The organism is Desulfocicer niacini, assembly GCF_054657595.1.
On the sequence record NZ_BAAHYK010000077.1, the window covers coordinates 1 to 14,160 of the forward strand.

Annotated in this window: 11 protein-coding genes and 3 riboswitches; of the genes, 1 reads left to right on the forward strand and 10 read right to left on the reverse strand. The window is 45.1% G+C overall.

The genetic code is table 11. The annotated features are described in order from the left end of the window. The 9 genes from ACYQ2M_RS23560 to ACYQ2M_RS23600 form a co-directional block, all read right to left on the reverse strand. Positions 1–1,151 (reverse strand): TonB-dependent receptor plug domain-containing protein (locus tag ACYQ2M_RS23560; RefSeq protein ID WP_459918847.1); only part of this gene is annotated, 1,151 nt, incomplete at its 3' end. 125 nt (positions 1,152–1,276) lie between these two features. Continuing rightward, a riboswitch (cobalamin riboswitch) is annotated at positions 1,277–1,489 on the reverse strand. A gap of 335 nt (positions 1,490–1,824) precedes the next feature. Continuing rightward, positions 1,825–2,616, reverse strand: a complete 792-nt coding sequence (locus ACYQ2M_RS23565; RefSeq protein ID WP_459918848.1) for an acyl-CoA dehydratase activase — start codon at positions 2,614–2,616, stop codon at positions 1,825–1,827. Then, complete coding sequence (locus tag ACYQ2M_RS23570; RefSeq protein ID WP_459918849.1) at positions 2,613–3,935, reverse strand: 2-hydroxyacyl-CoA dehydratase; 1,323 nt, start codon at positions 3,933–3,935, stop codon at positions 2,613–2,615. Before ACYQ2M_RS23570 ends, ACYQ2M_RS23565 begins: the two co-directional genes overlap by 4 nt. Then, complete coding sequence (locus tag ACYQ2M_RS23575) at positions 3,916–4,860, reverse strand: 4Fe-4S binding protein (RefSeq protein ID WP_459918850.1); 945 nt, start codon at positions 4,858–4,860, stop codon at positions 3,916–3,918. Before ACYQ2M_RS23575 ends, ACYQ2M_RS23570 begins: the two co-directional genes overlap by 20 nt. A 10-nt stretch (positions 4,861–4,870) precedes the next feature. Then, positions 4,871–5,746 carry a hypothetical protein gene (locus ACYQ2M_RS23580; RefSeq protein WP_459918851.1) on the reverse strand — a complete coding sequence of 292 codons (876 nt, stop codon included), beginning with the start codon at positions 5,744–5,746 and terminating at the stop codon, positions 4,871–4,873. 272 nt (positions 5,747–6,018) lie between these two features. After that, positions 6,019–6,801: a DUF4198 domain-containing protein gene (locus ACYQ2M_RS23585; protein ID WP_459918852.1), complete on the reverse strand. Its 783-nt coding sequence runs from the start codon at positions 6,799–6,801 to the stop codon at positions 6,019–6,021. Positions 6,802–6,838: 37 nt separating this feature from the next. Beyond that, positions 6,839–7,090 (reverse strand): hypothetical protein, encoded by a 252-nt coding sequence (locus ACYQ2M_RS23590; protein ID WP_459918853.1) that lies wholly within the window; start codon positions 7,088–7,090, stop codon positions 6,839–6,841. Between the two features lie 15 nt (positions 7,091–7,105). Continuing rightward, complete coding sequence (locus tag ACYQ2M_RS23595) at positions 7,106–7,444, reverse strand: hypothetical protein (RefSeq protein ID WP_459918854.1); 339 nt, start codon at positions 7,442–7,444, stop codon at positions 7,106–7,108. A gap of 195 nt (positions 7,445–7,639) precedes the next feature. After that, positions 7,640–7,828: riboswitch (cobalamin riboswitch) on the reverse strand. Positions 7,829–8,131: 303 nt separating this feature from the next. After that, the gene (locus ACYQ2M_RS23600) at positions 8,132–10,357 is read right to left on the reverse strand and encodes a TonB-dependent receptor (RefSeq protein WP_459918855.1); all 2,226 of its coding nucleotides are present in this window, start codon (positions 10,355–10,357) and stop codon (positions 8,132–8,134) included. Positions 10,358–11,009: 652 nt separating this feature from the next. Then, positions 11,010–11,163: riboswitch (cobalamin riboswitch) on the reverse strand. A 243-nt stretch (positions 11,164–11,406) separates the two neighbouring features. On the opposite strand from ACYQ2M_RS23600, the gene ACYQ2M_RS23605 reads away from it, so the two are divergent. After that, positions 11,407–11,799: a transposase gene (locus tag ACYQ2M_RS23605; protein WP_459918856.1), complete on the forward strand. Its 393-nt coding sequence runs from the start codon at positions 11,407–11,409 to the stop codon at positions 11,797–11,799. Positions 11,800–12,335: 536 nt separating this feature from the next. On the opposite strand, the gene ACYQ2M_RS23610 is transcribed toward ACYQ2M_RS23605, so the two are convergent. Then, positions 12,336–14,160 (reverse strand): tetratricopeptide repeat protein (locus ACYQ2M_RS23610; protein ID WP_459918857.1); only part of this gene is annotated, 1,825 nt, incomplete at its 5' end.

The window sequence follows — 14,160 nt, forward strand, 5'->3', positions numbered from 1 at the left end:
TTATTTATATCTGTTTGAAGATCTTTTTTGGATTTAAGGTTTGACCAGTCCGGATTATAATCGGAATCATGCTTTACCGTTATCTTATAAAGGTCATTATTCTCGACGTCCGCTCCCACAACCAGTGAATGCTTCCCCAGTTTTAAGTCATATTCAAGTCCACCTCCAATGGTTTTATTGTCAACTCTGGTAAACCTGGTATAAAGATAATCATATTCTTTATGACGGTTATATACATTTGCTTTTATGCTTGAAGTTTGGCCAATTCCTTTTTCAAACGTCAGTTTCTGGTAATCAACATGGCCATCATGATAAGCGTAATAATAATCATCTGATTTAGGGGTGGTTAAATCATTGCTGTCCCACATCGTCTGGGTAATGGAGTTCGGAACTGACTGGTCCCTGTGGCTGCTTGAAACGGTTAAGTCGATAGCTGCGTTTAGCTCATCAAATTCCTTGCCGACTTTAAGCCAATAATTCTCATTGTCATAATCTGAATTGGTCCGCCAGCCGTCAGCCTGTTTTTTCTCAACGGACGTTTGAAGGCTCAAATCCTTTTTCCAGCCTTTTTCCCCTGAAACAGAGCCATAAAAAGACAGATGCCTCAGACCATATTCGCCTATTTTACCGCTTACCTTTGCCGAAGCCCCGACTTCAGGTTTTTTGGTGATGATATTCACCGTTCCCCCAAAGGCATTGCCTCCCCATAGTGCCGCTCCAGGCCCCATAACAACTTCGATCTGTTCCACATTGCTTAGAGGAATCATCTCCCAGTAGACTCTGCCCGTATCAGAAGAAACCATGGGCATCCCATCCACCAAAACCAGAGTATAGCCATATTTACTGAAGGCATTGCCCCGAAGAGCGACCTCGGAACTAAGCCCATATCTTTCCTCGACTACCACTCCAGGAATTTCTTTCAAGGCCTCGGGTACTGTCTGTGCATTGGATTTTTCAATATCTTCAGCAGTGATGATTGTGATGGATGACGGAGTGTCCTTGACTGACCGTATCTGTTTGGTTGCCGTGACCACAACGTCATCCAGCGTGACAGCATCTTCCTCCCCCTGGCTTATTTGAGGTAAACCTGTAATGAAAATAAAACTAATCAAACATATCATTCTAAACACTGTAGCCATTTTAAACTGCATACCTTTTTCTCCTTTTTGTCAAAAAAAAATCCCCGTATCCAAAAATAGACACGGGGATTCCGTTTTAATCCCTGATAAAGCAATTTTTTTGTTTAAGTAAACGCTCTTATGGTCCCGAGAGGTTTTACTCAAAAAAATTAAAGGCAGGTCTTCTGACTCCTCCCACCTTTTTTGAGGCCTTCCCGTTCATAACGGATCGAACAGTGGCACAAAAATCAAAAAAAGATTTCTTTCCACCAACAGGAGGAAAGAATGAGAGTTACAGCGGCGGATCCGTTCCCGATTCACACGGGATTCCCTATTAAGTCCTTTCGGACACCAATAATTATAGTAAAAATTTTGGTATTCTTCATTTGCTGATTTGAACTTGTTCTATCAAAGAAACCATCTTTCGGGAATTATCCCCCAAAAGGTGTAAACTACGTTCTGGCCATATGAAGGACGCCGAATGCGCCTTTATTTTATAAGAAAGAGTAGATAGGCCTAACACTCTTTCATGCTTCGTTGTGGGCAAACCGAGATCAGAATGAGGTCTGCCCATGGCAGTTATACTCAACAAAAAGTTGACAGCTTGAAATAAATCTATGAAAGAAATTCGTGAAACAAATCAAGTTCTTGATTCACCCCTATTCCCCATTTATTCTTTTACGTCCCCATATTTTAAAAACGCTTTTTAAAGCTGATCGGCCTGGGCTGTAAGTGCCGCACCAATGGCACCATTCAATTGGGGATATTCCGGTACATGAATATCCATCAGCAACGCCTCTTCCAGGGCCTCTGCAATACCCCTGTTAAGTCCGCCACCACCCGTCAGCAGAATCTCCGGTTCCGCCCCCGTCTTCCTGGCCATTCCGGCAATTCGCCTGGCCAAAGAGAGATGGATACCGGCGACAATATCCTCGCGTTTTTTGTTTCTGGCCACAAGGGAGACCACTTCAGACTCGGCAAACACCACGCAGGTGCTGTTAATGTCCAAAGGCATATCAGACTCCATGGAGATGGGTCCCAGCTCATCTATTTCAAGCTCCAGCACCCTTGCCAGGGATTCCATAAATCTTCCGGTTCCTGCCGCGCACTTGTCATTCATGGCAAAATTGACGATCTCACCCTGCCCGTCCATCACAATCACCTTGCTGTCCTGGCCACCGATATCGATCACCGTGCGGACCAGCCTGCCGTTTGGAGCCGACCACACGGCACCGGCGGCATGGGCCTTTATCTCCGTCACCGTATCATTGGCAATTTTAATATTTCTCCGGCTGTATCCCGTTGCCATGATGCGCTTGATGTGCCCGGAATCAATACCGTTATCACCGGCAATGGCTTTTACAATCTTTTGAGATGTGCCATTGGCGTCAATGCCGGTGGGCTTACGGTCATATCCCACAAGGAAACCGTTCTCATCTAAAAATACGACTTTGATATAGGTGGACCCCGCATCTATTCCCACGTAATAACTTGTCATTTTCTATCTGCTCCTGTTTTCTTTTTTCTGGATTTCAACATCTCAAGAAACGCCTCAATCCGGGTTCTTAACTGTTCCACATCCTCCGGATTGTAATCGGTCTCAATGCGCAGCAATGGAATTCCGCTTCCCTTTAAAGCACTTTCAAGCCTGTGAACTTCAAAGTCGTAAATAATACATCCCTTCAATACATGGTATAACACCCCATCCACGCCATAATCTGAAACCATCCTTTTAATGATAATCAGGCGATCATCATTGGGAGAAAAAGAGGGACACACACAAGGAGCCATGTACCGCGATGCGATTCCGGCCAGTTGATCCTTTAAGTTTTTTTCGGTGTTGCCCACCGGATCGTACATGTACCGATCACCGACACAGGATTCATCACACACAACGATTCCCCCCATCTCTTCTATTAACGAAGGAATCTTCATGTTGGGAAAAATCATCGGACTTCCTGCAATCATGATTCTGGGTCTTTTCTCGGAACATACAAATTCTTCCCTGTCCCTTTTTTGCATGAGTTCATTGTTCAGCAGGACCAGGGAATCTGTCCACTGCTTTACCGGCACATAGGCATAAGTATTGAGTACCATCATGGCTTGTCGCCCCCAGATCACCGGTTTTCTCGATTGTCTCAGAGAAAGCAGCCTTCGTATTTCAGATTGAGCCCTTGCACTGTTTTTAATGGCATGGCCAAGGTTTTTAGAGGTTATTTTTTTCCTTCCCTGCCCGTTATTCACATAATCTTCTATCTGCCCTTTCAGGGCATACATCTGTTCGTTCCAGATACGACGGGAAAAAGTGGCATCCTTGATATGGGGCAATTCCAGCATCCAGACTTCCTTGAAAGCTGATAGCTCTTCCCCGAATTTTCGTTTGGCATCACAGGTGGTGGGGACGATCACGGCCTCACACTGATCAAACACCTTAAGTCCTTTTTGGGCGGAAAACCCCAGGGAGGATTTCACCAGGGGACACCCGTCCCTGGGCACCCAGTCCTCACCCAACTGAGACGCTTCAAAACATCCTGCACAGAGACGAATGGGGATTGCCCCTGCCGCATAAATCAACTCTTCGGGGACCACCATGCAATAGACACCGATTTTCATTCTTTGCTCCGCATCCCCCCCTAAAAAAGCTCCGGAATCATTTTGAACGAAAACCGCTGCCATGACATCATGAAAATATTCAAAGGCCGGTAGATCCCGGCATTCTTCTTCCAATGCGTTCAGCTCAAACGCCGCTTTGCGGGCAATGGCCTTAAGAAACCGCTTTTTTTTCTTCTCATTCGGGTCACTTGTCTGTAACATCATGAACTCCACGCTTCTTAAAAAAATTCTCGGATTTTGATCGATAAATGGTCTTGCCCAGATAAACCGCCCTCAAGGCATCCTCTTCAGGACACTCTTCAACACATTTCAGGCACAGGTTACATTCGCTGAAGGTCACGTCCTCCCTGCCCCGTGATTTGTAAACCGCCTCGATCTCCATGGGACACGCATTATAACAAATCTCGCATCTTGTGCATTTCTCGTCATTCTTTTTCAGCTTGAAAAAACTGATTTTCCGATACCAGGATAAAATAAGCCCCAGGGGACAGAAAGAACACCAGAAGCGGCGTTTGACAAACGCCCCCAATATGGTGATGATGGAGAAAGAAAGTCCCAGCAGTGACATCACCAGATTTGTGGTGGTCCTGAAATTTACGGCCACCCGATCAGGGTTTCCCACCAACAACGGAAGGATATATTTTCCAGGACACATCTGGCAGTATGGAATATTCAGGTTCAATGCCACAAAGGGACAAAAAAACGGAAATGCAACCCACAGAGGCAGCACAAAGGCCACAGCAAGAAATACCCACTTGATCCAGGCAAGTCCCCTTTTCAACCTGGCCGTAAAGCGGATATATCCCACGCCGATCTTTCTTCTTAAAAGATCAAGCAGATCCTGGAAAAACCCGAGTGGGCATATCCATCCGCACCATCCCCGTCCCAAAAGGATAACAAGAACTGAAAAATAAAGCGTTCGTTTCAAAAAAATAATCATGCTTTCCAGAGTAAACGTTCCAAGGGTTTGCTGAAGGGTCAGCAGATAACAGGTTCCCGCCCTGGCCCGGACATAACAACATGAAAAAGTGGGAAGAAAATAACCAAAGTAGAGCCCGATATAGGCCCCGAAAAGTAAAATAAAATAGGCGGAAATCAATACACTCCACCGGAGCTTCGAAATTGTCATGATAAGGTCTTTAATGTTTTTTGATTTTTTGATTTTCAAACATGATTATTTTTCGCGTATTCTGCCAATATCTTCTTCCCGCAAAACCCGCCACCATGATCAGACAAATGCCCCCTCCAATAATGGACCAATAGGCGAAGCCCATTGCCTTGGATCGCCATTCCGGCCTGTTCTTGTACACCACCACGGGAAAGGTTGTTATGTAAAATTCATTTTTTGTCCGATCATGGTGAGTGGCAATGTAGAGATAATTCTGCCACTCACCGGAAACCAGGCGATCATCAGGGGGCATTACCTCGAATTGTCCCCTGTCGTCCGTCACAAAGGATTTTTTCCATTGACTTCCAAGAGCAATCACGCTCACTTCAGCTCCTGGAAGGGGTCTTTTGTTGTATTTAAGCATCATTTCATAGGAGCGATGGGAGACCTGTCGTCCTCCGCCAAATCTTGATTTCGCCGTATTGATCACCGGGCCGATTTCAAGGGGCATATGCTGAACATCATCTAAAAAAACCACCGAGGCACTGCCGAGCCTGCCGCCGTTTTTATGATGGGAAATAAGATGTTTGGCGCAAAGATGAATTGATTCTGAAGAACCATCCCCGTCCACATCCCTGTTTGCAAGGGTCATATGAATTCCCAGTAGATACCGGCCGATGAGGTCGTTGTCAGCAGGAAGTTTTATTATCCCGGGTTCATCAGACTCCCATGGCAGTGTTTGAATCTTGCCGTCGGGATCACGCACCACCGCAAAGGATGAACCCGGTATCATACTATCAGAAAAAGAAGAGGGATCAATCGAAACGATCTCATCCAGAAAAGAGAGCGTCAGATACTTTTTCTCTGAGTTTGCCCGTCTGTTTTGACTTCTTAATTTTCTTATCATTTTCCAATTCATCTGTTCCAAATCTGATGGATATATGTATCTATTCTGATCGACAAGTTCCCAAAAACAGACGGGGAAGCCTTCCATGGCATACGCGCTGGGAAATGCCAGGCTCAGCAGGATCAGACAGTAAAAAATAGGCACAAAATGTTTCATGGCATTAATCCATTATGATGTTATCGATGCCCTTGACAGGGGACGGAATGTCGCATTAACAGCGATTGCGAGCCTCTGGTTCGAGGCTCACAATCACGAGCTGTTACTGCAAGATATCATCGCACCTCAAAGGTCAGGGATGTGGTATAGGAATATTCGTCCGCCTTATCCGGTTCCGGATAGGGTGCCTTGTGGTTTGCCTTAATCACCCAGATACCTGAACTCAAGATCTTTATTTCCCCGATTCCGTCCTGTTTTGTCCTTGTGGTATAAGCCCAGGCATTGTCATAGGAAAACCCTGCATAGGAGGCGTTGATATTTTCAGTAAGAGGCTTTCCCTGGTACAGTAGTTTGAATCTGAAATAATCACCTGTTTTCAAATGGGACGGGTTGACCATGGGAACGATCTCAAGGGGAATTCCCACTGGCTGCATAAAGGATTTGCTTTCCGTGGGAGCTCCCACGTTAATAATGGCCTTTCCATACATCCCCAGATATCGTGAATAAATCACATCTTTAAGTCCCTTCCTGGGTTTATGAACATATCCATGGGTTGTTTTAGTGGAAAATCCCTCCTTTCGATGTACCATGGCGATATAGGTGTCCTGGGAGAGTTTGTCCGCCGATGCATATTGAAATTCGTTCAATGCATTCACCTTTATTTCCTTGCCGTCTGGCCCTATCATGTATATCTTGCCGAGCATCTCTTTGCCATAAAGGATGTCCATTACAGGGCTATAAAAGGCATGGCCCCACCCGATGGAAAAATTAACCCCATGGTTCTCAACCGGCGTATAATCATTTGCATTGAGCCACATGTAATGTGCCTGAACATCAAAGGCAAACAAACTAAGAAAGATAAATATTCCGGCAATCGTCATACGTTTAAACCTGTGCATAAAAACCTCCTTTAAAAAGAATTAAAACAACATACGTCTACCAATTGAGATTTAGTTGAAGAAAATAACTGCGCTCCCTTCCGATGGAGTAATCATAGTGCTCTTCATCAAACAGATTCTCCACGCTGAAAGCGATCTGGGGACTACCAAAGTACTTGGTCTGATATATCTGTCCGATGTATTGGCCCGTCAGACTGGGTGCCCGGTTGGTCTTCCGGACGGCATGAATATCCTGGCCCACAATGGCGGCAAAAGTTGCAGAACGAAGCGGCACGGCTTTTGCCGCCATTGTGCATTTGCATTGTTAGGCCTTGGGCTTTAATTTGCGCCTTATTTGATTTTTACCTTTGTCATCACTTTGATCCCATTGATCAAAGAGACCAAACCAATATAAACGTTCATTTACAGTTAAGCCACCGAGGGCATGAATTGCATCAGACTTAAAGGTTTGCCAGTTTGCATAAAACTTGTTTTGTTCTTCCTCTGACTTAAACCAAACATTGCCGTGCCATTTACTAACCATTAGATCGAGTTGATTGATCGAACCTTCAGATCGTTTCCAATCTTCAACCCATTTTCCCAAATTATTTCTGAGTTCAAAGTCTTCATCAGGAATAGAATTAACTAAATCATCTATGTTCATAGAAGAGTCCTAACTTATAATATTGGGCAACAGCTGCCAGCTATCCGGCCAGGCCGAACATGGCAGACCCTTGGCGAATACTTTATCAGCCTTCCAAAACAAAAAAAGCCCTGAATCGTTTAAAAAAAAACGATCCAAGGCTGTCCCTTTTTCTATCCTCAAGATCAAACAGGTGCCGGTATTGCCGTACGCAGCATCCCTATGGTTGTCCAGGTAGGTCTTCTGACTCTTGGATCACTCTACTGACTGCGCCTTCCCGTCCATAACTAACATGGACAGTGACATTATGCAGTGTTCGTCCCCAATCACAGCGGTGGGCCCGTTCCGGATTTAAACCGGATTCCCTGTTATGCAGTTTCCTGCACCTGATCAATGCATTTAATAGTTTGTAAAAACTTAAAAGTCAATAGGAAAGAACAAAGGGGTTGTGTGCCTATTTCAAAAACATTTTCATGGTAAATATTTTAAAAAGGTTATGTTCAGCTAAGACCAGGTCCGTTGAAATATCGGCCCGGCGGGCGGGTGGCATTGAATAACACGGTTAAGGGCGCCCAGTTAAGGCCCATCCGGGCCTTGGACTCCGTTGCGAGAATATGCATAGGCGGCATGGGCCCCGTTCCATTCGCCAGTTAAAGGCGTCAACAAAAATAGAACTGGCTATCAAGCCGATACGAACCCCAAAATGGATTAGTACATATACCGCAGGCCTACCGTAATTGTTCTACCGGAAGTCGCTTCACTGCAATAAAATTCTGAGTCCAACAGGTTGTCAGCTGTAAGCTGCAAGGTGGTATTTTTCATTATATCAAAATTTAACGCTGCATTAACAACAAAAAAATCATCTTCTGCGCCGTATTCGCCAGTGACAGAATCGGGCTCCTGCCGTTCGCTGACATACTGACTGTCCAGGAGAATGTTCCAGCGGTCTTTTTTAAAAGAAAGCCCGGCATGAAATAAATGTTTTGGAATATTGTAATCTCTGCTTTCAGAATTTTTTAAATTCGTATTTTCTATTTGATCCTGCAATATCTTGCCGTCTTGCCATGCATAATTGATATATCCCCCAAAGGCGTCAGTGAACTGATGATTTATCTCAAACTCTACACCACGGCGTTTTTCTTCACCAAAATTTTCATATTTTTTATATAATTTAGTGGTGGTTCCCGGAGAATAATGTGTGGTATAAACGATCTTATCTTCTGTTTTAACGAAATACAGTGCCAATCCTAAGTTCGTTTGGGAGAACAGCTTCCACTTCATCCCGATCTCGAAAGTATCTGAAGTCTCTGGTTCTAAATCCGGGTTTGCCGTAACACTGCCCATGCCACCGCCGCCGTCACGGTAAATTTTATACAGAGCAGGTGGATTAAAGGAGTGACCATAGGAAGCGTAATAATTCATTTTTTCATTGGGCATGAATTCCAAGGCTATTTTCGGGCTGAGTTCACTATAATCGCCTTCCCCATGGTCAACACTTCTTTTATAGCTTCCGTCAGCCTCTATATAATCGGAATAACCGTCATATTTTTTGTAATAATCATAGCGCAGGCCCAGATACACGGTCCAGGGTTCACAGAAATTATACTCATCTTGAACGAACAACGCATAATTTTTCGCTTTGCCGCCATGTTTTTCGTACAGCCCGTAGTCTGCATTTACAGAATCATGATCTTTCCAGCTATCAAGATATTTTCTTTCCTGATCAAAAGATTCCAGTTTAATATTTAATCCGGTGATAATAGTATGTTGGTTGAAATTTTCCCATGTTTTATGGAGATCGGCATTATAGGTTTCGCTCGGATAAAAAGAGTCTGTCCCCGCGCCGTCCCAATCGACATCCGTTGCGCTGGCAGGGCTGCTGTAACCATCTCTTTTCGTATCAGTAAACCCTAAGTTTAAAACAATTTCATTATTGTCATCTTTGTAATTAAACATGTGAACGTTGGTTTCACGCAGGCCTTCATACCCTAAAAAATATCTGGGGCTGAGGGTAATATAATCGCCATTTTGCGTGATAACACTGCCACTGAAAACCTGATTGCCGTTATCATCATAAACATAAGAGAATGGATTATTATAAGAGTATGTATTCTCGCTGCGCATAAACGTATATTTTATGGATTTGAGATCACTAAGATCATACTGTAAATTAAAGGAATAGTTTTCGTTTTCCCAATCTTTTTCACCGCGACCACCATAGACATATGAGCCGTCACTCAACTGGGGCAGATCCGCACTGTATGTTCCCGTACCAGAATCTTTGCCACTGGTGGCTCTGAAATACCCCCTATACCCATCCGAAGATCGGTTTTCATATCCTCCGCCGACAGACAATTTATCAATTATCCTGAAATCGGCATACAAGGCTTTTTTCCAGGTATTATTACTACCGTAGGAAACAACACCATTGGCAGTGAATGTTTTTTTGTTTTCCTTGGTAATGATATTGACCACCGCACCGACAGCTCTACCGCCGTATAATGAAGACGCCGCACCACGCAACAGTTCAATTTTTTCAATGGATTCCACTGGTACCAATTCCCAATTCATTGAGTTGTTGTAACCGGAATTGACCGGCTGCCCATCAATGAGAACCAGAATATCTGTACTGCTGAATCCGCGAATCATCAACCCGCCCTGGGCACTTTGATCCATGTAAACGCCAGGTATCATCTGCAAAGCCTGAGTAACCGAATTAACGTTTTTTGCAGCTATGTCTTCGGCTTTAACCATACTTATGCTCGCCGGAATATCCTGTATATATTTCTCAGTTTTGGTTGCAGTAACAACCATTTCGCCTAAACTAGTTGTTTGCTGAATTTCTTGCGCCTGTACTGCTGCACTACACAAGACAACACCACCGCAAATAATCCCGATAATGGAAACAACACCTTTTTGTAGAATACTTTTCACATCAAAACTCCTTTTTAAGAACGTAGATATCCATCAAAGCTGATGCCATGAATTAAACATTGTCATAGCCTGTGGAACAGGTAGAACAAGGCCTGTTTTTTCAGGCATTGGCTTCACTCTAACACGGACAACAATTTACGATTTGAAGTGAATTTGTGAGGATCGTCCTGAATATGGCTTATGTGCAGCAATGCGAAAAACCATTAAATTTCAGACAACAAAATTAGACACAAAAAAACACCCCAAATTATTATAAAAACGACCTGGGATGTCCCATGTTTATCCGGCAGGATCATAAAACTATTTTTACTGTCCACGAAAAAATAGTTCACTATTGTTCAGGCAGGTCTTCTGACTTTCCTTCCCCTTTCAGCAGTCTTCCCACCCGATATTCTATCTGTTTTCCTAACCTTCAAGTACAGAGCAGCTTTTTCAAAATTTAATTTCCGACATCAATAAGCCGGTTGATCAAGTCGTGATTTTCATATTTTAGACATCAGCGTTACCTATATAACGCATTTTGGATCAACCAATTACCATATCTTGTGGCAACGAAAACGAACCAGACTGAAATCACTCTTAAATCAACGGACTCATCAAAAGGTTTAAGTAATGTCATTTGTCGAAAATCAGAATTTTGTAAGCTGAAAAACAGATTAAATACGTCAAGGCAGTGACATACTCAACCGAAACGGTTTTCTCTTAAAAAAAGAAAAAAAGGATTACAGCGGCGGGCCCGTCCCCGATTTTCACGGGGTTCCCTGTTCAAAACACCCGGGTGGCATACCCTTTTTTCCTGGCTAAACCCTCCGGACGTCCCTATGCGTATCACGCACCCAAACGAAATGACTTTAAACAGCTTTTTTATAAATAGTCAATATTTTTTTCACCCGCACCGGCGTTTTTGCTTTTGGCTCAAAATCCAAAACATGTAGTTTATTTAATGCATATCTGAGATCTGTTGTTGCCGATGCTGATGCCGTTCCGGGAGCCAGTATCCTTGGCAACCTGTCCCTTACATTATCCGGGCCTGCTTCTCCCAGGAGAGAATGATCTATGTTCCGGCAGAACAATCAACAGATGGTATTGCCAAGGTCGTTTATACATCCAAAGACCGGAAGTCCCGGAAAGTGTTTACTGCTTTAGATTGGCTGGCCAGGCTTACGACGCATATCCCCGGCAGTTATGAACAGATTGTCAGGTACTACGGCTGGTATTCCAACAAATCCCGGGGGATGAGGAAGAAGGCCGGTTTGGATGATACCATTCCTGCTGTTATGCCGAAGGATATGTCCACCAAAGAATCCCGGCAGAACTGGGCACGCCTCATCCAGAAAATTTATGAAGTTGATCCGCTTGTGTGCCCCAAATGCCAGGGTTCCATGAATACGGTGAGCTATACTCAAAATTCGCTCTATTCTGGAATTCTTCCAGAATTCTAAAAATATTTCCTGCCTGTTTTTTTGATCTTGATTTTTGTCCTGACTTGAGCTGATCTCCCCTAATACAAGTACAACATGTTGTACTTGTATTAGGGGAGGAGTTTATTTTTTAACTTTTTTGGACATTCAATACTTTCTTTAACAAAAAGCAAGTTCTTATCCCTTATAAAAGCATGTCCCAAATGCGGCAAGGGCCGCTTGATAATGCTTTACGATATACCAGCTATATTGTGCCACAGCAAAAGGAAGGCTACCCGGAATACCTCTTGAAACCGATCTTTGATCTGAGACAACCTGCGCCAACGACAATGGTTTCAGGCAGGCCAGTTTGGTGAGATACGTCTTGAAACCGGCATTATAAAGCCATCAAATTTCTGCTTACCCTTCCCAACACCGAGGTGAAGAAATGCTGAATATGTTGCTAAAACTTGACCGCGAGACCATTGCCGTGGTGACCCATAATCTTTGATTTACCCGTCAATTTAAAAAAAGTGTCAAGTACTTTTGAAGGATGCCTTCTTTTTCAAGTTTGCAATTTACGAATGCCGTTTCAAGCTAAGTTGATGGTACGGGGTCTGCAGGGCAGATTTGATTTGCTCTTCTCGGAATATTTGTAATAATTTTTGGATCTGCTCGCTGGAAAGTTCGGGATATTTTTGGGCAATCTCCTGTTTTTCCTCCAATGAAAGGGACATGGTAAATGTCAGTCCCTCTTCGATTCCGCGGGTTATTTCATCTGAAACCTGGGGATTTTCTTTAAGAGAGAATACGGTTTCTGTCCGCCGGATTCCCCATTGGTGCTGATCCCTGTTCAGTGTTTCCAGTTGTTCCTCTTGCCGTTGTTCCGCTGCAGCTTCTTCAAGCCACCATCTAAAATCAGTGAATGTATAGAGCAGGTGAGGCTGCTGTGCATACTGGCAGCACGCGATGATAAATCCGAGTGTGGGGCGTGTGGCTGTTTCATTGCCCGCCAGTGCTTCCCTGATGATTCTTGCGCAGGAAAACTGCTCTGGCAATTTCTCCTGCATATCCTCTCCCAGGTTTTCCCAGATATTTTCCCTGAATAATTTCCACAGCTTCGGTGGCCAAGGCTGGTTTCTAACTGCGATGTCTCCCAAGTGTAACTGTCGTTTTAAATCGGTCAGTGTTTCTGTACAGTACAGAAGATCTTTTAATGTTTGGTAGGTGCTGTATTTATGATACATATTTTTTCTCAAATCATAAGATCTCTGGAAGAATTCCAGGGCTTTGTCCGGCTGGTTCAAGTCCCGGTACACATCCCCCACACGGCTAATCGTATAGGTTAACTCCCGTCGGTCCCCTGGAGTGTCGGATGCAGCCAGCAGGGCCTGGCTCATCTCCAGGGATCTCTGAAAGAATTCCAGGGCTTTGTCAGGCTGGCTCAATTCCAGGTACACATCCCCTACACGGCTAATCGCTATGGCCACATCCCGTCGGTTCCCAGGAGTGTCGGATGCAGCCAGCAGGGCCTCGCGAATCTCCAGGGATTTCTGAAAGAATTCCAGGGCTTTGTCAGGCTGCCTCAAGTCCCGGTACACATCCCCCACACGGCTAATCGTATAGGTTAACTCCCGTCGGTTCCCGGGAGTGTCGGATGCAGCCAGCAGGGCCTCGCTCATCTCCAGGGATCTCCGAAAGAATTCCAGGGCTTTGTCAGGCTGCCTCAAGTCCCGGTACACATCCCCCACACGGTTAATCGCTATGGCCACATCCCGTCGGTTCCCGGGAGTGTCGGATGCAGCCAGCAGGGCCTGGCTCATCTCCAGGGATCTCTGGAAGAATTCCAGGGCTTTGTCCGGCTGGTTCAAGTCCCGGTACACATCCCCCACACGGATAGTCGTATAGGTTAACTCCCGTCGGTTCCCGGGAGTGTCGGAGGCAGCCAGCAGGGCCTGGCTCATCTCCAGAGATCTCTGGAAGAATTCCAGGGCTTTGTCAGGCTGGCTCAAGTCCCGGTACACATCCCCCACACGGTTAATCGCTATGGCCACATCCCGTCGGTTCCCGGGAGTATCGGATGCAGCCAGCAGGGCCTCGCGAATCTCCAGGGATCTCTGAAAGAATTCCAGGGCTTTGTCAGGCTGCCTCAAGTCCCGGTACACATCCCCCACACGGTTAATCGCTATGGCCACATCCCGTCGGTTCCCGGGAGTGTCGGAGGTAGCCAGCAGGGCCTCGCTCATCTCCAGGGATCTCTGAAAGAATTCCAGGGCTTTGTCAGGCTGGCTCAAGTCTCGGTACACATCCCCCACACGGTTAATCGCTATGGCCACATTCCGTCGATTCCCTGGAGTGTCGGAGGCAGCCAGCAGGGCCTGGCTCATCTCCAGGGATCTCTGG

Excerpts from the sequence above, each read along its gene's own strand:
- ACYQ2M_RS23580 (WP_459918851.1), bottom strand. The coding sequence starts at position 5,746 with ATGATAAGAAAATTAAGAAGTCAAAACAGACGGGCAAACTCAGAGAAA.
- ACYQ2M_RS23575 (WP_459918850.1), bottom strand. The coding sequence starts at position 4,860 with ATGACAATTTCGAAGCTCCGGTGGAGTGTATTGATTTCCGCCTATTTT.
- ACYQ2M_RS23565 (WP_459918848.1), bottom strand. The coding sequence starts at position 2,616 with ATGACAAGTTATTACGTGGGAATAGATGCGGGGTCCACCTATATCAAA.
- ACYQ2M_RS23605 (WP_459918856.1), top strand. The coding sequence starts at position 11,407 with ATGATCTATGTTCCGGCAGAACAATCAACAGATGGTATTGCCAAGGTC.
- ACYQ2M_RS23595 (WP_459918854.1), bottom strand. The coding sequence starts at position 7,444 with ATGAACATAGATGATTTAGTTAATTCTATTCCTGATGAAGACTTTGAA.
- ACYQ2M_RS23590 (WP_459918853.1), bottom strand. The coding sequence starts at position 7,090 with ATGGCGGCAAAAGCCGTGCCGCTTCGTTCTGCAACTTTTGCCGCCATT.
- ACYQ2M_RS23570 (WP_459918849.1), bottom strand. The coding sequence starts at position 3,935 with ATGATGTTACAGACAAGTGACCCGAATGAGAAGAAAAAAAAGCGGTTT.
- ACYQ2M_RS23585 (WP_459918852.1), bottom strand. The coding sequence starts at position 6,801 with ATGCACAGGTTTAAACGTATGACGATTGCCGGAATATTTATCTTTCTT.